We start from the raw sequence: 19,687 nt of genomic DNA, 5'->3' as shown, positions 1-19,687 counted from the left end.
CGGGATCAGTGGCCTGGCCTGATGAGCGAGACCGAGCCCCCGCTGCTGGTGGCGTCCATGCCGCGCCGGTCTCGTTCCTGGGCTCCGCGCTGATGGCGGAAGGGGAGCCGGCCCTGGCCCAGGTGGTGAAGCGACTGCGCTTCCACGGGTGGTGCGACCGCGAGGAATCACGCACCTCCGTGCGAACTGCCTCCGCGGACCGTGCCGATAAGGTCCGGGTCCATCTGGACGATGAGGAAGTGCCTCGCGTCTGGCTTCAACTCGACTTCGATGGAACGTTGTTCGCCGGGGCGGAGATTCTCGAGTTCTCGCTCGGCCCCCGCGCTCTCGCCGGATCCGGATCAGCCTGTCAGCGTGTCGTGAGCCTGAGCGGTGGGCGGTGGGAGGTGGGCGGTGGGGCCTCCACCTCGCGTGGTTCCGCTGTACGGATCCGGCCGTGCTCATCGCGGGGCGGGGGAAGCCGGGGCCGGAGCACTGGAACCGGATGGGGCAGTGCCCGCCGCCGGCCCTCCCGGTCGACCGCTCGACACGCCCCCGGCGGCCGGTGCCTGCGCCCCGGCGGCCGGTGCCGGGCACCCGGCGGACGGTGCGCGAGCACGTCCGCCAGGGGAAACGCCTCGCCGGACCCGCTCACCCGGGGGTCTTCTCCGTGGCCTCGACCGTCCAGGCGCCGGACGCGATGCCGAAACGAGGGGTCCGGCACCTCCGCGGGGCCGATCAGCGTCGAGGAGCGGCCGTCGACACCGACCGGGACGTCCCCGTCGACGGTGACGCGGCGCAGCTTGCGCTCGTGCGCGTCGGAGTCGTCCACGTGCCGGCCTCGACGTTCGGCCCCATGGACCTGGGTGGCCGACTGCTCGCCCGGCGCCCCCCTCCCGCACGGGGGCGTGGCGCCCGGGGACATGCCCGCCGACGCCTCGACGCCTCGACGGCATGCGGCGATTCCTCGCCAGGACGGCCGTGGACAGGCCGGCGGATCCGGTGCCGGGCCCCGGCACGGCGGAACCCTCGACCTAACCGTGAACGCGGCCCCCTCCGCCCTGCACTCCTCGCAGAGCCGGCCGTCCTCGCAGCACCGGCTGGTCCACAAGGTCCTGACCCCCTACGACAAGGAGCCATGCCCACAACCGGAAGCCCCACCGTCCCTGACAGCACGGGACCTCCGGGCAGGACACGGCGCGGCCGCCGGTCCGGCCCACGTGCGGCAGACCTGTGGGCAGGGGCCGCCGGCCCTACGGCGCGGGGGCGGCGGCCTGTTCCTCGGCGTCGAGGATCGAGATCTCGAGCTTGCGCAGCAGCCGCGCCAGCTGCCGGCGCTCGGAGGGCGAGAGCCCCGCGAGCATCCGGTTCTCGTTGTCCAGGTGCTCCACGAACGCCGTGTCCACCGTGGCGAGGCCCTTCTCGGTGAGGCGGGAGTACACCACCCTGCGGTCCTGGGTGTCCCGCTCACGCACGATCAGGCCGTCCTTCTCCAGCCGGTCGATGCGCAGGGTCACCCCGGCTGACGACACCAGCCCGGAGTCGGCGAGCTGGCCCGCCGTCAGCCGGTAGGGCTCGCCGGACCTGCGCAGCGCCGTCAGCACGTCGAAGCCCGCCACAGACAGACCGTGCCGTTCCACGGACTCGGTGAGGCCGGTGCTGTAGCGGAGGAAGGAGCGGTGAAGCCGGGCGAGGACCTCGAGAGGGCTCGTGTCCAGCTCCGGCCGCTCCCGCGCCCAGTCCTCGACCACCTTCGCCACGGCGTCCTGGTCCCCAGGCCTTGCAGCTGCCATCTCATCCCCTCGTACGGCTCAGGCCGGCGTCCCCTCCGGCTTCTCACGGTACTGAGAATCTTACCGCTGAGGAGATGTGTGGATCAGCCGCGCGAGCGCCCCCTCAGGACCCTGATCAGCATGACGGCGGCCAGCACGGCAGCCGCGGGCACGGCTGCCTTCCTCAGCAGGACCGGCAGTGCTGCCGCGCCGAGGTCCACGGCCTCCGGCTCGGCCGGGAACGCGCCGGTTGCCGTCTGCCCGGCAGCGGGCTCCGGGCCGGTGTCGCGCAGGAGCTCCTCCAGCCGCCCGGCGAACTGCTGGACCAGCCGGTCCCCGACCTCGGTCATGATGCCCCGCCCGAACTGCGCGGGGCGGCCGGTGATGTCGAGATCCGTGCGCACGTGGACCCGGGTGCCGTCGGCGCCCGGGGTGAGGGTGGCGGTGACGGTCGCGGACGCGGTGCCGGCGCCCCGGGTCTCGCTGCCGCTGAGATCGAGGTGCATCGAGCGTGCCGCCTCGTCGCGCGTGACGGTGCCCTCACCGCTGTAACTCATCTGCACCGCGCCGATCTTGACCTTGACGCGACCGGTGAACGCGTCACCGTCGAGCGTGTCCAGCACGGCGCCGGGCATACAGGGCGCGACCCGGCCGAGGTCGTGGAAGAGCTTCCACGCCTCGTCGGGGTCCGCCGGAACGGTGAACGAGTGGTCGAGCTGCATGGGTTCCCATCCTGGGGTTCGGGGTGGTGGTGCGGGTCAGCCGTTCGTGGCCGACGCGCGGATCAGGTCGCGCACCCGGCTCGGCGAGAGCGGGCCCCGGCGCACGACCGCGCCGAAGGGCCGCAGCGCGTCCTCGACGGCGTTGGCGAGCACGGCCTGCGGGGCGATCGCGCCGCCCTCGCCGAGTCCCTTGACGCCGAGGTCGTTCATCGGGCTCGGGGAGTGGATCTCGTCCATGTCGAGGTCGGGGATCTCCGAGGAGGTCGGCACCAGGTAGTCCATGTAGGTGCCGGTCCTGGGCTGCCCGTCGGGGCCGTAGACCATCTCCTCGTACAGGGCACCGCCGATGCCCTGCGCGATCCCGCCGGTCACCTGGCCCTCCGCGATCATCGGGTTGACGATGACTCCCGCGTCGTGGACGACGACGTAGTGCAGGATCTCGACCTCGCCGGTGTGCTCGTCGACCTCGACGACGGCGGCGTGCGCGCCGCTCGCCACGGCGAAACCGGGCGGCCGGAAGTGCACGGTCTCACTGAGTTCCGTGCCGTGCCGCCCGTCGGCGGGTTCGGGCGTCCCGGGCAGCGCCGCCCGTCCGGCCAGCTCCGCCAGGCTCATGGAGGGGCCGCCCGGCTCCTTCGATGCCACGACCCCTCCGCTCAGGTCGAGGCCGTCCGCCGGGACACCGAGGCGCCGCGCCGCAGCGTCGATGATCTTCTCGCGGACCAGCCGGCCGGCCCGGTGCGTGGCGTTGCCCGCGTTGACCAGCGCCCGGCTGGCGATCGTGCCCACACCGAAGGGAGTGGCTTCGGTGTCGCCCCCGGTCACGTCGATGACGCCGATCGGGACCCCGAGGGCGTCCGCGGCGATCTGCGCCATGGACGTGCGGTGGCCCTGCCCCTGGGAAGGGGCCCCGATGGCGAGGCGAACGCGGCCCGTGGGGGCGATGTCGATACGGGCCGTCTCGAACGGGCCGAGGCCCGTGGCCTCGATGTACATCGCGAAACCGATGCCGAGGTGCCTGCCGTTCCGGCCGCCCTCGCGCCGGCGGGCGCGCACCCCCTCCGGGTCCGCCTTGGCCACGGCCCGGCGCAGGAGCTCGGGGAAGTCGCCGGAGTCGTAGGACTGCGGGCTGCCCGAGCGGTCCACCAGCCCTGTGGCGTACGGCATCTCGTCGGGGCCGATCAGATTGCGCGCCCTGAGCTCCTCCGGGGCGATGCCCAGTTCGGCGGCCAGCCGGTCCATCGCGCGTTCCATGGCGAAGACCGTCTCCGGCCTGCCCGCCCCCCGGTACGGGGTCGCGAAGGTGGTGTTCGTGAGCACCCCGGTCACGTCGATGTCGACATGCGGGACGCGGTAGGGGCCGAGGAGATGGCACAGCGAGTTGTACGGCACCACGAGGCCGGTCATGTTGTACGCGCCGAAGTTCACCGTGATCCGGTCGCGCACGCCCACGATGTGGCCCTCGGCGTCCGCGGCGAGCTCGATCAGGTGGATCTGCTCGCGGGCGTGCGAGGAGGCGGTGAGGTTCTCGTTGCGGTCCTCACGCCACAGGACGGGACGGCCGAGCAGGCGCGCGGCGTACGGGACGAGGAGCTCCTCGACGTAGAGGATGCCCTTCTGCCCGAACCCTCCGCCGACATCGGCCGCGATCACGTGGACGGTGTCGGCCGTGAGGCCGAGCGTGTGGGCGATGGCCTCGCGCAGCCGGTGGGGCGTCTGCGTACCCGACCAGACGGTCAGCCGGCCGCTGTACGGATCCACCCGCGCCGAGACCGCGCGGGTCTCGATCGGCGACGCCACGTAGCGGTGCGCCTCGAACCGCTCGCTCACCACGGTGTGCGCGGAGGCGAAGGCGGCGTCCGGGTCGCCGACGCGGGCGTGGACGGCCACCGCCGTGTTGTCCGGAAGGTCCTCGTGCAGCAGGGGCGCCTGCGCGGTCAGCGCCTCCTCGGGGTCGACCAGAACGGGGAGCGGGGCGTAGCGGACGTCGATGAGTTCGAGCGCGTCCTCGGCGAGATAGCGGTTCTCGGCCAGGACCAGGGCGACGGGCTGGCCGACGTAGAGCACCGTGCCGCCCGCGAGCAGGGGCATGGGGGTCATCCGGACCGTCGGGTCCAGGATCGCCGCGAGGCCCGGAGGGGTGCGCAGCTCCTCCTTGTTGAGCATCGGCGGCAGACCGGCCACGTCCTCGCCGGTCCACACCGCGACGACGCCCGGCGCCTCCAGCGCCGCCTTCACATCGATGGATTCGACACGGGCGTGGGCGTGCGGGCTGCGCAGGAACGCGGCCTCGACACCGCCGGGCAGTGTGATGTCGTCGACGTAGCGGCCGTTGCCGCGCAGCAGACGGTCGTCCTCGACACGGGGGACGGCGCGGCCGATCCAGCGGCCGTTCTGCGGGTCACCGTTGTGGGACATACGGGTCACTCCCCGAAGCGCTCGTCGAGTGCCTGGCACACGGCACGGCGGATGTTGCGGTAGCCGGTGCACCGGCACAGGTGCCCGCTGAGCGCGTCGGCGACCTGCTCGGCTCCGGGGCGTTGGGGCTGTTCGGTCAGCGCGGTCGCGGTCATGACGAACCCCGGGGTGCAGAAACCGCACTGCATGCCGTGGCACTCGTGGAAGGCTCGCTGGACGGGAGTCAGCGGGGCGTCGTCGGGGGCGAGGCCCTCGACCGTGCGGATCACCGCCCCCTCGCACTGCACGGCCAGTGTCAGGCAGGTGCGCACCGGTTCGTCGTCGACGAGCACGGTGCATGCCCCGCACACCCCGTGCTCACAGCCGACGTGGGTGCCGGTGAGGCCGAGCCGGTCACGCAGGAAGTCGCTGAGCAGCAGCCGGGACTCCACCTCGGCGGTGACCTGTTCGCCGTTCACGGTGAGTGCGATCCGGTGCCAGCCCGAGGGTTCGGCCAGGGGCGGGGCCAGGGCGGTGCGGGGGTTCGGGACACGAGGGGTCATCAACTGCGCTCCCAGGCGGTGGTACAGGCGCGGACGAGGAGGTGGGCGGCGGTCTCACGCCGGTGGACGGCGCTCGCGTGGACGTCGTCCGAGGGGGTGAGGCCGGTGAGCGCGGCACGCACCGCGGCGGCCAGTGCGTCCCCGCCGACGGCGGTGCCGAGGAGAGCCTCCTCGGCGGCGCGCAGGCGTACGGGCGCGGGGCCTGCCCCGCTGAAGACGACGCGGGCCGAGCGGACGGTGTCCGTGCCGGGGTCGCGCTCCAGCAGGACGGCCACCCCGACGGTCGCGAAGTCGCCGTGTCTGCGGGTGAGTTCCTCGAAGGCCCAGCCGCACCGGGACGGGGGTGCGGGAACGACGACCTCGGTGAGGAGCTCGTCGTGCTCGACGGCGGTGGAGAACGTGGCGACGAAGAAGTCCTCGGCGGCCACGGTACGGCTGCCACGGGGCCCGGTGATCACGAAGCGGGCGTCCAGAGCCCGGGCGGCGGTGGGCAGTTCGGCCGCGGGATCGTGGTGGGCGAGGCTGCCGCAGACCGTGCCGCGGCTGCGGATCTGCGGGTGGCCGATGCGCTCGGTCGCGGCGGCCAGCAGGGGCCATCCCTGCCGGACGGCGGGATCGGCCGCTGCGCGGGCCTGCCTGACGGCCGCGCCGATGTGCAGGGCCCCCGACGCGTCGACGGTCAGCGCGGCGAGGTCCGGTATGCGGGTGATGTCCACGAGAAGCTCGGGGCGCGCGAGGCGCATGTTGAGCATGGGTATCAATGACTGACCGCCTGCCACGACCTTCGCCTCCCGTGCCGGATCGGCGAGGAGCGCGACCGCCTCCGCGACGGTGCGGGGGGCGGTGTAGTCGAAGGGTGTGGGTTTCAATCTGCTGCCACCGGGCCTCTCGGATGGGCGTCACGGCGTGACGCTCTGCAGGAGTGCGGAGATCGACACGCACAGATCTGTCTGGTACCGGATCTATCTAGTACCTGAAATGATTTACCCTAAAGTTTCTCGTTGGCAAGAGGTTCCGGCAGATTTCGTGGCCCGAGGTGAGTGAAATGCGACATGTCGTGGACCAGGCGGCAACCTGGCAGAGGTCAGGGACCCGCTGCGTGATGGCGACCGTGGTGCGGACCTGGGGTTCCGCCCCGCACGGCCCCGGCACGTCCATGCTGGTGGCGCGGGACGGCCGTATCGTCGGCAGCGTCTCCGGTGGCTGCGTCGAGGCCGCCGTCGTGGCGGCGGCCGAGGAGGTGTTCGCGGGCGGGCCACCCGTCGTCGAGCGCTGGGGCGTCGGTGACGAGGACGCCTTCGCGGTAGGTCTGACCTGCGGCGGGACGATCGAGGTGCTGATCCGGGAGGTGGGCGCGGAGGTGCCGTTCGACCGGGTCTCGGCGGACCTCGCGGCGGGGGCCCCGGTCGCGCTCGTCACTCCGGTCGACGGGGTGGGCGCGCTGGCCGTGGGCGGTGGGACCGTGACGGGATCGCTCGGCGGTCCTGCCGTCGACCGGGCGGCCGTGCTCGCGGCCGAGGGCATGCTCGGCCGAGGGGAGAGCGGCCTGGTGACCGTGGGGGACGACCCCGTGGACGGCGGTGACGGCGGCCCGGCCTGCGTCGCGGAGCGGCGGCTGCTGGTGCAGTCCTTCGCCGTCCGGCCGCGACTGCTGATCTTCGGGGCCGCCGAGTTCGCCCGGCCGCTGTCGGAGTTCGGGGCGGCTCTCGGCTACCGCGCCACGGTCTGCGACGCCAGGCCCTCGTTCGCCGACGCCCGGCGCTTCCCGGGGGCCGAGGAGGTGGTCCGCGACATCCCGGACCGCTGGTTCCGGGCCCACGAGCACCTCGTCGACCCCACCACCGCGGTGTGCGTGCTGACGCACGACCACCGCTACGACGTCCCGGTGCTGACCCTCGCCCTGCGCAGCCCGGCCGGTTACGTGGGAGCCATGGGGAGCCGCCGCACGCACGAGGACCGGGCGGCGCGACTGCTGGCAGCAGGCATGTCCGAAGCCGAACTGGCCCGTCTTCGCTCGCCGATCGGTCTCGACCTCGGTGGCCGGGGCCCCGAGGAGACCGCCCTCTCGGTGCTGGCCGAGATCGTCGCCGTACGCCGTGGCGGGACCGGCGTGCCGCTCACCGTCGGTACGGGGCCCGTACACCGTACGTGACGCTTTTTGAACGACTGTTTTTATAAACATCCGTTTAATCTGAGGCATGTGGATCCAGAGAGCAAGAGTGAGAACCGGCGGCGGCGGTCGGAGAGCGGCACCGGGGCCGCCGCCCCGGAGCCGGGAGCGCAGCGCCGCCCCGGCTCCCATGACCCGGAAGGCAATCGCCGGGCGGTGCTCGACGCGGCGCGACGCCTGTTCGGCGCACACGGGTACAAGGGTGTGGGAGTACGCGCCATCGCGGCCGAGGCGGGTGTGACGCCAGGCCTCGTGATGGCGTACTTCGGTACCAAGGACGGCCTCTTCGGCGCGGCGGTCGCCGGCGGGGCCGGCGTAAGCGGCGATGTGCTCGCCGCGGCCGGCGCCGAGACGGGAGACCTGCCGGGCGTGCTCGCCCGCGCCTATCTCGACCGGTGGGACCGACTGCCCGCCGACGACCCCTGGCCCGCCCTGATCCGCTCGGCGGTCAGTCACGCGCCGAGCGCGGAGATGCTGCGCACGATCCTCGACAAGCAGGTGGGGGAGCCGCTGACGCGGATGCTCGGGACGGGTGCCGAGGCCGATGTGCGTGCGTCGGTGGTCCGCAGCATCCTCTTCGGCGTCATCATGGAGCGCTATGTCTTCGCGCACGAACCGGCTGCGTCCGTGCCGACCGCGGAGCTCGCGCCGGCGCTGACGGACGTGCTGGCCGCCGCGTTCGGTGACTTCGGCGGGGCGTCCGCGCGGGACGATGCACCCGCGGGCGACGCTCCGGGGGAGCCCGCCCCGCATCCCGCCGGCCCCGCCGAGGTGTCCACGCCCGCCGGTTCCGGTCCCGTGGCGGGCCCGGCCCCCGCCGGTTCCCGTCCCGTTCCGGCCGGCACCGGTTCCGGTACCGTTCCGCCCGCCGGTTCCGGTCCCGGTGGAGCCGGCGAGGGCCGGCGCGGGACCGGACGGACGGCCGGGGCCACCGAACCCCTGTTCGCGCTGCTGAACGACTGCGCCGCGCGCCATCAGCTCGCCGTCGGCCGGGCCCTGCGCCCGTACGGTGTCAGCCTGGCCGCCTACGACGTCCTGGCCGCCCTCCGCGAGGCGGGAGCCCCGCACCGGATGACGATGGGCGAGGTCGCGGCGGCGGGGGCGGGCCGCGCCGGCGGGCTCACCCAGCAAGCCGACCGGCTGGAGGAGGCGGGACTCATCCGGCGGGAGCGCGACAGCGGCGACCGCAGGATCGTCCGGCTGTGCCTCACCGCGGAGGGGCTGGAGCTCACCGGCCGGATGTCGCGGGTGCGTGCCGCGCAGGAGCGGGAGCTGCTGGCCGGAATGGGGCCCGCGGACCGGCGGCTCCTCACCGAGCTGCTGGGTTCGCTCGGGAAGACGCTCGGGGCCGGTGGCCGGGAGCAGTGAGGACTGTCTCCGGCCGCCGGCCCCGAGGAGGAATCGTCAGGAGTTGAGCTCCTCCAGCGTCTTGCCCTTGGTCTCGATGGCGAACCACGCGATCACCGCACCCACCGCTCCCATCACGGCGAGCTGTGCGAAGACCAGGGCCAGGCTGCCTCCCGACCCGATGATCGCGCCGACCGTCACCGGTCCGAGAATCACGCCGATCCGGTTCCACAGCCCCCCGAAGGCCGCGCCCTTGGCCCGGTTGAACGTCGGGTACATCTCGGGGGAGTAGAGGTAGAGGCCCGCGTTGATCGCGTACAGGAAGAAGGTCGTGCAGGAGGCGAAGAGGGCGACCTGGCCGCCCGAGGTCGCGCCGGCGGCGGCGAGCACCCCGAGCGAGAGCACGGTGCCGACGAACGCGCCGATCAGCGCCGGCCTGCGGCCGATGCGGTCCACCAGCATGGCCACGACGAACGTACCCAGCAGGCCGGTGATGTTGCTGAGCAGGGTGTAGACGAGCGCGGTGGTGAGATCCAGGCCGAATTCCTTCGTGTAGAGCGAAGGAAGCCAGGTGGAGATGCCGTGGTTGACGTAGTACGCGACGAACCACAGCCCGGACAGCACCGCCGTACGCCGAAGGTAACGCCCCCGGAACAGATCCATCAGGGTGCCCTTGGGCTCCTCCGGCGCGTCCGCGGAAGGGGCCGGGGCGGGAAGTTCCTCGGCCGTGGCGCGGGCGACCTGGGCCTCGATCCGGGCGATGGCGGCCTCCGCCTCGGCCGTGCGCCCACGAGAGAGCAGCCAACGCGGGGACTCCTCGACATGGCGGGGCAGCAGTGCGGCGATCAGGACGGGCAGGGCGCCGACGACGAACATCGCGCGCCAGCCGAAGGAGGGGACCACCCAGACGGCGAGCAGCGTGGCCGCCGCGAGCCCGGCCGGGAAGATCATCTCGTAGAGAAGGACGAAGCGGCCCCGCTTGTCGGAACGGGCGATCTCGTTGATGTACGTCGCGGCGACCGGCACGACGCCACCGATACCGAGACCCTGGGCGAACCGGAAGAGCGAGAACGTCTCGATGCTGCCCGAGAACGCGACGGCGAGGCTGGCCAGCCCCGTCACCGCGACGCCGAGGGCGACCGTGCGCACCCGGCCGATGTGATCGCCCAGCCAGCCCGCGACGAGCGCGCCGAGCAGCATGCCGACCGAGGCGGACGTGACGGCGAACGTCGCCTGACCGGTGGTGAGATCCCATTCCTTCATCAGGACAGGCAGCGCGGAGGCGGCCAGGAGCTGGTCGAACGCCTCGAAGAAGGTGACGGCCCCGATGAGGAACCGGACCTTTATGTGCCAGCGCGAGTGCGGCAGTCGTTCAAGTCTTGCCGCTATGGAACCGAGTGCTGGCTTGCCGGCCACAGTCGTCATGGAGGGGATCCTTCCGCGGGCAGATGAGTTGCGGAGACAGTAGGGTCCAATACCTAAGCGGTCAATAGTTAAGAGCTTAGGCAGATGAGCCCCTGCGACTCGGCCACCATCATCGATGCCATGGATGCGGTGCTCAAGAGCTTCCCGGCAACGATTTCACCTCGGGGTCTTGTGTCGAGAAACTTAAGCGCTTAGATTTCTAGCACTTCGGCAGTCCGGTGGTTGTGCGCAACGAGCCTGTCCGTCACCGGAGTCCACCCCCCTTTCCGCCCCGCCCGGAGGTCCACCCGTGCAGTTCTCCACCGACATCCTGATCGCGGGCCAGTGGCGGCGCGGCGCGGGCGAGCCCGTCGACACGGTCGACCCGGCGACCGGCCGCGTGCTCGCCACCGTCCACTCCGCCTCGGCCCGGGAGGTCGACGAAGCGGCCGAAGCCGCGGCGCAGGCCGTGGCGGACCCCGCCTGGCGCGATCTGCCCGCCCACGAGCGGGCTGGGGTGCTGCACCGGATCGGCGCACTCGTCGAGCAGGCGGCGGACGAGCTCGCGGCTGTGCAGACCGCCGACACCGGCAAGACGCTCACGGAGACCCGGGCCCTCGCGCTCAGCGCCGCAGGCACCTTCCGCTACATGGCGGCCGTGCTGGAGACCGCCGAAGAATCCGTCACGCCGTCCCGGGGCCCGTACGTCACCGTGAGCACGCACGAGCCCATCGGCGTCGTCGGCGCGATCAACCCCTGGAACTCCCCGGTCGCCAGCGACGCCCAGAAGATCGCCCCCGCCCTCGCGGCAGGGAACGCGGTCCTCCTCAAGCCCGCGGCCTGGACCCCCCTGGTCTCCCTGGCACTCGGACGGCTGATCTCCCGGGCGCTCGAGGAGTTCCGGCTCCCGGCCGCCCTGCTCTCCGTGCTGCCGGGGAGCGGCCGGGTGGTCGGCGACGCCCTCGTACGCCACCCCCTCGTCGGCCGCATCGGCTTCACCGGGGGTACGGAGACCGGGCGGTCCATCGCCGAGATCGCGGCCCGGAAGCTGATCCCCGCCTCGCTGGAGCTGGGCGGGAAATCGCCGACGATCGTGCGCGCCGACGCCGACATCGAGCAGGCGCTGGCCGGCGTGCTGTTCGGGATCTTCTCGTCCAGCGGTCAGTCCTGCATCGCCGGTTCCCGGCTCTTCGTGGCGCGTGATATCTACGACTCCTTCGTCGGGGAGCTCGTCGAGCGGGTACGCAAGCTGCGCGTCGGCCCCGGCACCGACCCGGCCACCCAGGTGGGCCCGCTGGTCCACCACCGCCACCGGGACTCCGTCGCCGCCTACGTCGACCTCGCCCGCTCCGAGGGCGCTCGTGTGCTGTGCGGCGGGGCGGTGCCCGAGGGCGAGACCTACGAGGACGGGGCCTACTACCTGCCCACCGTGCTCGACGGCCTCGCGAACACCTCGCGCACCTGCCAGGAGGAGATCTTCGGCCCGGTCCTGGTCGCCCTGCCCTACGACGACGAGGACGATCTGGTCCGCCAGGCGAACGACTCCGTCTACGGCCTGGCCTGCGGCATCTGGACCCGTGACCTCCGGGCCGCCGGTGCGCTCGCCCGCAGGATCGAGGCCGGAACCGTCTGGATCAACACGTACAAGCAGTTCAGCGCCTCCACCCCCTTCAGCGGGTGGAAGGACAGCGGTCTCGGCACGGAGAAGGGCCGCGACGCGATCCGCGCCTACCAGCGTCAGAAGTCCCTGTACTGGGGCGTCTCGGACCACCCGCTTCCCTGGGCCAACTGACCCGGCACCCTGCCCGTCCTGGAGGACTCATGCACCACCCACCGCCCGGTCCGATCGCCCGGCTCCGCTCGCTGCGCTACGTCGAGCTGCACACCCCGGCCTTCAGCGAGGCCGCCGGCTTCTACGAGGACGTCTGGGGCCTGGAGACCGTCGAGTCCGACACCGGCGCCCGCTGGCTGCGCGGTACGAGCGACGAGCACCACGTCCTGCACCTGACCCAGCGGGACCGGGTCGGCCTCGGCCGCATCGCCTTCGCCGTCGCCACCCCCGCCGAGGTCGACGAGGCCGCACGGCGCCTGGAGGCACGCGCCCTCGTGCCCGTCGCCGGACCCGGCCCGCTGGAACAGGCCGGCGGCGGCTACGGGCTCAGGTTCACCGACCCCGAGGGGCGCCTCATCGAGATCAGCGCCCAGGTCGAGGCCGTCGCCCCGCGCGGGCGGGACGGCGCCGTCCCCGTCGGGGTGACGCACGCCGTGCTCAACACCACCGACATCGACGCCGCCGTCGCCTTCTACTGCGACGTACTCGGCCTGCGCGTCTCCGACTGGTCCGAGCACCAGATGGCGTTCCTGCGCTGCAACAGCGACCACCACTGCATCGCGTTCAACCAGGCCGAGTGGACCTCGCTGAACCACGTGGCGTACGAGATGACCTCGGTCGACCACTTCATGCGGGGCCTCGGACGGCTGCGCCACCACGGCATCACCCCGCAGTGGGGGCCCGGACGCCACGGTCCCGGCAACAACACCTTCTCGTACTTCACCGACCCCTCCGGGCTGGTCTGCGAATACACCTCCGAGGTCGCCCAGATCGTCGAGGACGCCTGGATCGCCCGCGTATGGCGCCGGGTCCCCGAACTGTCCGACCTGTGGGGGACGGCGGGCCCGCCGTCGAAGGAGATCCGCTGCAGCATGGCGGGCTCCCCGGACCCCGGCCCGCTCGCCGCCCCCCTCGATGCCCAGGGCCCCGGCCCGCTCAGTCCCCTCGACGCCCAGGAGGCCACCGCATGAGCACCGTACGCAAGGTCGCCGTCGTCGGATGGGGGGCCATCGGCCGGGTCGTCGGAACCGCGCTCGCCGAAGGACGCGTGACCGGCGCCGAGCTGGTCTGCGTCGTGGACAACCGCCCGCTCGGCGAGGCCGCCCCCGTGCGCCAGGCCACCTTCGAGGAGGCACTGGACCTCTGCGACCTCGTCGTCGAGGCCGCGGGACAAGGCGTCGTACGCGAGTGGGGCGAGCGGGTCCTGGAATCCGGCACCGATCTGCTGGTCGCCTCCACCGGAGCGCTGACCGACGACGAGCTCGCCAAGCGGCTGCTGGCGGCCGGACCCGGCCGGGTGTACTTCACCGGCGGCGCCGTCGGGGGCCTCGATCTGCTCCAGGCGGTGCGCACCCTCGGTCCGCTCGACGAGGTCCGGCTGACCACGACCAAGCTGCCCTCGACCCTCGAACAGCCTTGGATGGACGAGGAGTTGCTGACCCGGATGCGCGAGGCGACCGGCCCCGTCGAGGTGATGTCCGGCACCGCCCGCGACGTGCCGGTCAAATTCCCCAAGTCGACGAACGTGGCCGCCTCGGTCGCGCTGGCCGTCGGCGACCTGGACACTGTGCGGGTCCAGGTCGTCGCCGACCCGGCGGCCCACCACACCCGCCATGTGATCGAGGCGTCCGGAGCCCACGGCGCGTACCGCTTCGAAGTCGCGCACCTCCCCGACCCGGGCAACCCGGCCACCAGCCAGGTGGTGCCGTACGCCGTCCTGCGCAGCCTGGCCGCGCTCGCCGGCCGGACCGGGCAGATCCTGTGAGCGCCGTCGACGTCCACGTCGAGGAGGCGGGCGACCACGGCCCACTGCTGCTGTGCCTGCACGGCATCGGCTCCTCCTCGGCCGCCTTCGCCCCCCAGCTCGCCGAACTCTCCGCCTCCGTACGGGTCGTGGCCTGGGACGCCCCCGGGTACGCCGAGTCGCCCGATCCGGAGTCCCCGCTCACCCTCGACGACTACGCGGACACGGCGGCCGCCCTGATCCGCGAGCGCGCCGGCTCCGCGCACGTCCTCGGCGTCTCCTGGGGCGGAGTCATCGCGCTGCGGCTCGCCGCCAGGCACCCGGAGCTCGTCGACTCGCTGATCATCGCCGACTCCAGCCCCGGATCCGGCACGGACGAGGCCAAGGCCGCGGGCATGCGGGCCAGGGCGGCCGACCTTGCCGAGCTCGGCCCCCGCGCCTTCGCGGAGGCCCGGGGCCCGCGCCTGGTGTCGTCCGGCGCGCCGGACGCGCTCGTGCGCCGCGTCGTGGACACCATGGCCGCCTCGGTACGGCTGCCGGGCTACGCCCACGCCGCCGAGTCCATGGCCTCCGCCGACCTGCGCGCCGAGCTGCCCTCGATCGCCGCCCCCACCCTCGTCCTCTGCGGCGAACAGGACCGGGTCACCGGCATCGAGGCGAGCCAGGCCATCGCCGGGGCCATCCACAAGACCGCCTACGTGATCGTCAAGGACGCCGGTCACCTGGCCAACCAGGAGCAGCCGGGCCACTTCAACGCCTGGGTGCTCTCCCACCTCCGCATCACCGCATCCATCCCCGAACAGGAGCCCTCACCATGCCTCTGACCACCGACGCGTACGACAACGGCGACGACCTCTCCGCGTACACCGACTCCCTCATCGCCACCAAGGCATCCCGGGTCGCCGACTTCGACACCCTCTCCTTCCAGGAGAAGGCCGGCCCGCAGTTCCGCCGCGGCCAGATCCGCTACGTCGGCTCGGGTGCCACCGGCAACCACGAGAGCGACAGCCGCATCCTCCCGTCCGGCGGGTTCACCTTCTCCAACATGCTGCTCCCGCCCGGCGCCGAGGGCCCCGCCCACACGCACCACGACGTCGAGGAAGCGTTCTTCGTCCTGGAGGGCGAGGTCAAGGTCGGCATCCACCGCGGAGCCGACGAGGCCGAGTACCGCACCCTCGGCTACCGGGACATGATCGTCGTCCCCGCCGGTGTGACCCGGTCCCTCAAGAACGAGGGCGACACCGACGCCCTGTTCTGCGTCGTCATCGGCACCCGGAAGCCGCAGGTGCCGACCTACCCCGAGTACTCGCCGATGCACGGCGTCACCCGTGGCTGACCAGCCCCCGGCAGGCCGGCGCACCGTCGTCGTCACCGGAGCGGGCCGTGGCCTGGGACTGGCCATGGCCCGCCGGGCGGGCACCGACGGCTTCCGGGTCGTCCTCGCCGAACTCGAACGTGAGCGCGGCGAGCACGCCGCGGCGGAGCTGCGCCGGGAGGGCATCGACGCCCACTTCGTACGCTGCGACGTCGCGGACCCCGCGTCGGTGGAGGCGCTCGCCGTCTCCGTGCGTGCCCTCGGCCCGCTGTACGGCCTGGTCAACAACGCGGCGCTGGCGAACGGCGTAGGCGGAAGTGAGTTCCAGGACATCGACGTCGAGGTGTGGGACCGGCTGATGACGGTCAACGCCCGCAGCCCCTGGCTGGTGTCGAAGGTGCTGTACCCGCTCTTCACCGGGCCCGGACGCATCGTCAACCTCGCCTCGGACGCCGCCCTGTACGGCTCCCCGCGCCTCGCCCACTACATCGCCTCCAAGGGCGCCGTCATCGCCCTGACCCGCGCCATGGCACGCGAACTCGGCGAGAAGGGGATCACCGTCAACGCGGTGGCCCCCGGTCTCACCGAATGCGAGGCCACCGAGACCGTGCCCGCCGAGCGGCACGACCTCTACCGCACCAACCGGGCCATCTCCCGGCCGCAGCAGCCCGACGACCTCACCGGGATCGTCTCCTTCCTGCTCGGCGAGGAGTCCCGCTATCTGACCGGACAGGTGATCGCCGTCAACGGCGGATTCACCATGAACTGAAGCGCAGGAGAAAAGAGTTATGGATCTGGGCCTCGCCGACCGCACCATCGTGGTCACCGGCGGCAGCTCGGGCGTCGGCCTGGCCACGGTCCGCGCCCTGCTCGACGAAGGCGCCCGCGTCGCCACCTGCGGCCGTGACGCGGACCGGCTCGCCGGCGCGGTGGCCGGCCTCGGCGCCGACCGGGATCGCCTGCTGACCGGCGTGTGCGACGTACGGGACGCAGACGCGGTTCGCGCCTTCGTCGGGCGCACCGCCGAACAGTTCGGCGGCATCGACGGACTCGTGAACAACGCCGGGCAGTCCCGCATGAAGGGCCTCGACGACTCCACCGCCGAGGACTGGCGCGACGAGCTCGAGCTGAAGTTCGCCGGAGTCCTCCATCCTCTCCAGGCGGCGCGCCCCCACCTCGCCGCGTCCGGCGCGGCGAGCGTGGTCAACATCAACGCCGTCCTCGCCAAGCAGCCCGAGACCCGGCTGATCACGACGAGCGCCGCCCGCGCGGGCATCCTCAACCTCTCCAAGTCCCTGTCCGTGGAGCTCGCCGGGGACGGCATCCGGGTCAACTCGGTCTGCCTCGGCCTCGTGGACACCGGGCAGTGGACCCGCCGCCACGCAGCGGCCGACTCCGGCCTGACGTACGAGGAATGGCAGGCCGGACTGGCCGAGGACCGCGGCATCGCGCTGGGCCGCCTCGGCAGGGCCGAAGAGGTCGCGTACGCGGTCGTCGCCCTGCTCTCGCCCCGCGCCTCCTACATCACCGGCACCAGCATCGACGTCTGCGGCGGCGTCGGCCGCTCCATCCTCTGAGGAGACACCACCATGCGTCACCACAACGGAGGCGATCTCCTCGTCACCGTCCTGCGCGAACTCGGCATCGACACCGTCTTCGGCATCGTCAGCGTCCACAACCTGCCGCTCGTCGAAGCCGTCGACCGTGAGCTGCGGTTCGTCCCCGTGCGCCACGAGGCGTCCGCGGTGAACGCCGCCGACGCCTACGGCCGGGCCCGGGGCACCCTCGGCTGCGCCCTCACCTCCACCGGCACCGGCGCCGGCAACGCCGCCGGATCGCTGATCGAAGCGCTCAGCGCCGGCAGCTCCGTGCTGCACGTCACCGGCCAGGTGGAGAGCGAATTCCTGGGCAGCGGAAGGGGGTTCATCCACGAGACCAAGGACCAGCTCGGCATGCTCACGGCGGTCTCCGCGTACGCGAGGACCGTGCCGGACACCGAACAGGCCGGAAGCATCCTGCGCGACGCGGCCCGCGCGGCGCTCGCCGCCCCCGGCGGCCCGGCCAGCGTGGAATGGCCGATCGACCTCCAGTACGCGGCCCAGACGGACGAACCCGCCGAGCCCGCCGGCTCCGCCCCCCTCACCCCCGCCGCGGCCGAACTCCGCGCGGCGGGCGCGCTCCTGGCGAAGGCCCGCCGCCCGCTCGTGTGGGCGGGAGGCGGCGCGAACACCGCGCGCGGCGAGCTGGCCGCCCTGCTGGAAGCGACCGGCGCCGGGCTGATCACCTCGAACTCCGGGCGCGGCAGCGTGCCCGAGGACCACGAGCAGGTCATCGGCAACTTCGCCACCGCGCCCGCCGTGCGCGCCCTCCTCGCCGACGCCGACGTCCTGCTCACGATCGGCACGCACTTCCGGTCGAACGAGACCGCCGACTACACGCTCGGGCTCCCCGAGGCCCACATCCAGATCGACGTCGACGCCGCGGCGCTCGGCCGCGTCCACCCCGCCACGCACGCACTGCACGGCGACGCGGCAGCCACCCTGACCGGCCTGCTGGGACACGCCCGGCCCGCCGAACCCGGCTGGACCGACCGCGTCGGCGCCGTACGCACCGAGGTGCGCGCGATCCTGCACGACAACATCGGGCCGCAGGCCGCGATCTGCGACGCCATCCGCGCCGCACTGCCCCGCGAGGCCGTCGTCGCACGCGACGTCACCATCCCCTCCAGCAGCTGGGGCAACCGCCTCCTGGAGATGTACGACCCCAAGGACAACGTCTTCCCGCGCGGCGGCGGCATCGGACAGGGGCTCGGCATGGGCATCGGCGCGGCGCTCGCACGGCCGGGCGCGCCCACCGTCGTGATCGCGGGCGACGGCGGACTCGCCGTCCACCTCGGAGAGCTCCTCACCCTCGCCCAGGAGCGGCCCCGCCTGACTCTGATCGTCTTCAACGACGGCGGCTACGGGGTCCTGCGCAACATGCAGGACCACCACGGCGACCGGCGCTCGGGCGTCGACCTGACGACCCCCGACTTCGCCCTGCTCGCCCAGGCCTGCGGCCTGCCCTACGCCCGCATCGGCGCCGCGCAGGACGCGGACGCGGTGATCGGAGCAGCGGTCGCCTCGGACGGTCCCACGCTCGTGGAGGTCGACCTGGCCGCGCTGGGCCCGATGAAGAACCCGTTCACCCCGCCCGTGCGGATCCCGGGCCAGTAGCCCGGCCGCCTTGAACTGCCGGTAAGGAGGCAACAGACCATGAGCGAGGATTCGCTGCGGCTGACCGTCCGTCGTATGACCTGGGAGGCCGAAGGCGTCCTGTCCGTCGAACTCACCCACCCCGACGGCAAACCGCTGCCCGCATGGACCCCCGGCGCACACGTCGACGTCCACGCCGGCGGGCAGGTCCGCCAGTACAGCCTGTGCGGGGATCCCCTCGCCACCGACGTGTACCGCATCGGGGTGCTCAACGAGCCTGCCTCGCGCGGCGGTTCACGCTTCGTGCACACCCAGTTGCGGCCCGGCCAGCAGATCACCGTCTCCGAGCCGCGCAACCACTTCGCGCTGGAGGACGCCGAGGGTTACGTCTTCGTCGCCGGGGGCATCGGGATCACCCCGCTGCTGGCGATGGCCCGGGAAGCGGCGCGCCGGGGCGCCGGGTGGCGGATGGTCTACGGCGGCAGGAACCGGTCGTCCATGGCCTTCACCGCCGAACTCGAGGCCCTGGGCGGTGACCTCACGCTCGTCCCCCAGGACGAACACGGCCACATCGACCTGGAGTCCGTGCTCGCCGGCCTTCCCGCGAACACCCTCGTCTACTCCTGCGGCCCCGAGCCGCTGCTCGCCGCCGTCGAACAGCGCTGCCCCGGAGACCGGCTGCGCCTGGAGCGTTTCGCCGCGCCCACGGTGGAACACACCGGCGACGACGAGGCCTTCGAGGTCGAGTGCCGCGCCTCCGGGGTGACGCTCACCGTCGGCGCGGGGACCTCGGTGCTGGAGGCCGCGGAGGGCGCGGGGATCACCGTGAACAACTCGTGCCGCGACGGGATCTGCGGCTCCTGCGAGACCCGGGTGCTCGAAGGCACGCCCGATCACCGCGACTTCCTGCTGAGCGAGGCCGAACGGGCCGCGGGCACCTCCATGATGATCTGTGTCTCGCGGTGCGCCTCCGGCCGGATCGTCCTCGACCTGTGACCCTTCCCCCGCACTTTCAGGAGACACCGTGAACGACACCTGGCCGTACCTGGAGATCCACCAGTCCCGCACGCACGAGCCGACGCCGTACGAGTACAAGCTCGCCGCCACCCTCGAAGAGGTCTTCACCCGCGAGGGCCACGAGCTGACCGACGTGGTGCGCGGCCTCAACGCCCGCCAGGTCCACGCCGCCGACGGCACGCCCTGGACCGAGGAGTCCTTCCGCGCCGAGATGAACCGACTGGGAGCCTGA

18 protein-coding genes and 1 pseudogene are annotated in these 19,687 nt (G+C 72.6%); 12 read left to right on the top strand and 7 right to left on the bottom strand.

Annotated features, from left to right (window positions below):
- Positions 1-630: 630 nt before the first annotated feature.
- The 6 genes and pseudogenes from ACFYQ6_RS33330 to ACFYQ6_RS33305 form a co-directional block, all read right to left on the bottom strand.
- Positions 631-859, bottom strand: a pseudogene (locus ACFYQ6_RS33330) (hypothetical protein); the annotation flags it as partial.
- Between the two features lie 373 nt (positions 860-1,232).
- Complete coding sequence (locus ACFYQ6_RS33325) at positions 1,233-1,772, bottom strand: MarR family transcriptional regulator (protein WP_361581415.1); 540 nt, start codon at positions 1,770-1,772, stop codon at positions 1,233-1,235.
- Positions 1,773-1,855: 83 nt separating this feature from the next.
- A complete protein-coding gene (locus ACFYQ6_RS33320) occupies positions 1,856-2,473 on the bottom strand; it encodes an SRPBCC family protein (RefSeq protein WP_388766573.1) in 618 nt (205 codons plus the stop codon).
- Between the two features lie 36 nt (positions 2,474-2,509).
- Positions 2,510-4,891 (bottom strand): xanthine dehydrogenase family protein molybdopterin-binding subunit, encoded by a 2,382-nt coding sequence (locus ACFYQ6_RS33315; protein WP_388766571.1) that lies wholly within the window; start codon positions 4,889-4,891, stop codon positions 2,510-2,512.
- Between the two features lie 5 nt (positions 4,892-4,896).
- Positions 4,897-5,433, bottom strand: coding sequence for a (2Fe-2S)-binding protein (locus ACFYQ6_RS33310; RefSeq protein ID WP_361581407.1), 537 nt, complete (start codon positions 5,431-5,433; stop codon positions 4,897-4,899).
- On the bottom strand, positions 5,433-6,302 hold the full coding sequence (locus tag ACFYQ6_RS33305; protein WP_361581404.1) for an FAD binding domain-containing protein: 870 nt from the start codon (positions 6,300-6,302) through the stop codon (positions 5,433-5,435). Before ACFYQ6_RS33305 ends, ACFYQ6_RS33310 begins: the two co-directional genes overlap by 1 nt.
- A gap of 176 nt (positions 6,303-6,478) precedes the next feature.
- Here ACFYQ6_RS33305 and ACFYQ6_RS33300 point away from each other — a divergent pair, with 176 nt between their 5' ends.
- Complete coding sequence (locus ACFYQ6_RS33300) at positions 6,479-7,585, top strand: XdhC/CoxI family protein (RefSeq protein ID WP_361581401.1); 1,107 nt, start codon at positions 6,479-6,481, stop codon at positions 7,583-7,585.
- Positions 7,586-7,633: 48 nt separating this feature from the next.
- A complete protein-coding gene (locus ACFYQ6_RS33295) occupies positions 7,634-8,971 on the top strand; it encodes a TetR family transcriptional regulator (protein WP_361581398.1) in 1,338 nt (445 codons plus the stop codon).
- Between the two features lie 36 nt (positions 8,972-9,007).
- Here the strand turns inward: ACFYQ6_RS33295 and ACFYQ6_RS33290 are convergent, their stop codons facing one another.
- On the bottom strand, positions 9,008-10,375 hold the full coding sequence (locus ACFYQ6_RS33290; RefSeq protein ID WP_361581396.1) for an MFS transporter: 1,368 nt from the start codon (positions 10,373-10,375) through the stop codon (positions 9,008-9,010).
- Between the two features lie 289 nt (positions 10,376-10,664).
- On the opposite strand from ACFYQ6_RS33290, the gene ACFYQ6_RS33285 reads away from it, so the two are divergent.
- The 10 genes from ACFYQ6_RS33285 to ACFYQ6_RS33240 are packed head-to-tail and all read left to right on the top strand — an operon-like array spanning position 10,665 to position 19,687.
- Positions 10,665-12,146, top strand: coding sequence for an aldehyde dehydrogenase (locus ACFYQ6_RS33285; RefSeq protein WP_388766567.1), 1,482 nt, complete (start codon positions 10,665-10,667; stop codon positions 12,144-12,146).
- Between the two features lie 29 nt (positions 12,147-12,175).
- The gene (locus tag ACFYQ6_RS33280; RefSeq protein ID WP_361581390.1) at positions 12,176-13,156 is read left to right on the top strand and encodes a VOC family protein; all 981 of its coding nucleotides are present in this window, start codon (positions 12,176-12,178) and stop codon (positions 13,154-13,156) included.
- Positions 13,153-13,950: an aspartate dehydrogenase domain-containing protein gene (locus tag ACFYQ6_RS33275; protein WP_361581388.1), complete on the top strand. Its 798-nt coding sequence runs from the start codon at positions 13,153-13,155 to the stop codon at positions 13,948-13,950. Before ACFYQ6_RS33280 ends, ACFYQ6_RS33275 begins: the two co-directional genes overlap by 4 nt.
- Positions 13,947-14,753 (top strand): alpha/beta fold hydrolase, encoded by an 807-nt coding sequence (locus ACFYQ6_RS33270; protein ID WP_361581385.1) that lies wholly within the window; start codon positions 13,947-13,949, stop codon positions 14,751-14,753. The genes ACFYQ6_RS33275 and ACFYQ6_RS33270 overlap by 4 nt, the downstream gene beginning before the upstream one ends.
- Positions 14,744-15,265, top strand: a complete 522-nt coding sequence (locus tag ACFYQ6_RS33265) for a cupin domain-containing protein (protein WP_361581382.1) — start codon at positions 14,744-14,746, stop codon at positions 15,263-15,265. Before ACFYQ6_RS33270 ends, ACFYQ6_RS33265 begins: the two co-directional genes overlap by 10 nt.
- A complete protein-coding gene (locus ACFYQ6_RS33260) occupies positions 15,258-16,013 on the top strand; it encodes an SDR family oxidoreductase (protein WP_388766563.1) in 756 nt (251 codons plus the stop codon). The genes ACFYQ6_RS33265 and ACFYQ6_RS33260 overlap by 8 nt, the downstream gene beginning before the upstream one ends.
- 19 nt (positions 16,014-16,032) lie before the next feature.
- On the top strand, positions 16,033-16,821 hold the full coding sequence (locus ACFYQ6_RS33255; RefSeq protein WP_361581376.1) for an SDR family oxidoreductase: 789 nt from the start codon (positions 16,033-16,035) through the stop codon (positions 16,819-16,821).
- Positions 16,822-16,833: 12 nt separating this feature from the next.
- On the top strand, positions 16,834-18,459 hold the full coding sequence (locus tag ACFYQ6_RS33250) for a thiamine pyrophosphate-binding protein (RefSeq protein ID WP_388766561.1): 1,626 nt from the start codon (positions 16,834-16,836) through the stop codon (positions 18,457-18,459).
- A 39-nt stretch (positions 18,460-18,498) separates the two neighbouring features.
- Positions 18,499-19,434: a PDR/VanB family oxidoreductase gene (locus ACFYQ6_RS33245; RefSeq protein ID WP_388766559.1), complete on the top strand. Its 936-nt coding sequence runs from the start codon at positions 18,499-18,501 to the stop codon at positions 19,432-19,434.
- Between the two features lie 28 nt (positions 19,435-19,462).
- Positions 19,463-19,687, top strand: coding sequence for a recombinase-like helix-turn-helix domain-containing protein (locus ACFYQ6_RS33240; RefSeq protein WP_361581368.1), 225 nt, complete (start codon positions 19,463-19,465; stop codon positions 19,685-19,687).

The sequence above is a fragment of the Streptomyces sp. NPDC005494 genome, assembly GCF_042872025.1.
Taxonomy (GTDB): domain Bacteria; phylum Actinomycetota; class Actinomycetes; order Streptomycetales; family Streptomycetaceae; genus Streptomyces.
The sequence above is the reverse complement of the archived record's forward strand: the minus strand, read 5'-3'. Positions and strand labels throughout refer to the sequence as shown.

Excerpts from the sequence above, each read along its gene's own strand:
- ACFYQ6_RS33275 (WP_361581388.1), top strand. The coding sequence starts at position 13,153 with ATGAGCACCGTACGCAAGGTCGCCGTCGTCGGATGGGGGGCCATCGGC.
- ACFYQ6_RS33280 (WP_361581390.1), top strand. The coding sequence starts at position 12,176 with ATGCACCACCCACCGCCCGGTCCGATCGCCCGGCTCCGCTCGCTGCGC.
- ACFYQ6_RS33255 (WP_361581376.1), top strand. The coding sequence starts at position 16,033 with ATGGATCTGGGCCTCGCCGACCGCACCATCGTGGTCACCGGCGGCAGC.
- ACFYQ6_RS33245 (WP_388766559.1), top strand. The coding sequence starts at position 18,499 with ATGAGCGAGGATTCGCTGCGGCTGACCGTCCGTCGTATGACCTGGGAG.
- ACFYQ6_RS33290 (WP_361581396.1), bottom strand. The coding sequence starts at position 10,375 with ATGACGACTGTGGCCGGCAAGCCAGCACTCGGTTCCATAGCGGCAAGA.
- ACFYQ6_RS33250 (WP_388766561.1), top strand. The coding sequence starts at position 16,834 with ATGCGTCACCACAACGGAGGCGATCTCCTCGTCACCGTCCTGCGCGAA.
- ACFYQ6_RS33310 (WP_361581407.1), bottom strand. The coding sequence starts at position 5,433 with ATGACCCCTCGTGTCCCGAACCCCCGCACCGCCCTGGCCCCGCCCCTG.
- ACFYQ6_RS33320 (WP_388766573.1), bottom strand. The coding sequence starts at position 2,473 with ATGCAGCTCGACCACTCGTTCACCGTTCCGGCGGACCCCGACGAGGCG.
- ACFYQ6_RS33300 (WP_361581401.1), top strand. The coding sequence starts at position 6,479 with ATGCGACATGTCGTGGACCAGGCGGCAACCTGGCAGAGGTCAGGGACC.
- ACFYQ6_RS33265 (WP_361581382.1), top strand. The coding sequence starts at position 14,744 with ATGCCTCTGACCACCGACGCGTACGACAACGGCGACGACCTCTCCGCG.
- ACFYQ6_RS33325 (WP_361581415.1), bottom strand. The coding sequence starts at position 1,772 with ATGGCAGCTGCAAGGCCTGGGGACCAGGACGCCGTGGCGAAGGTGGTC.
- ACFYQ6_RS33315 (WP_388766571.1), bottom strand. The coding sequence starts at position 4,891 with ATGTCCCACAACGGTGACCCGCAGAACGGCCGCTGGATCGGCCGCGCC.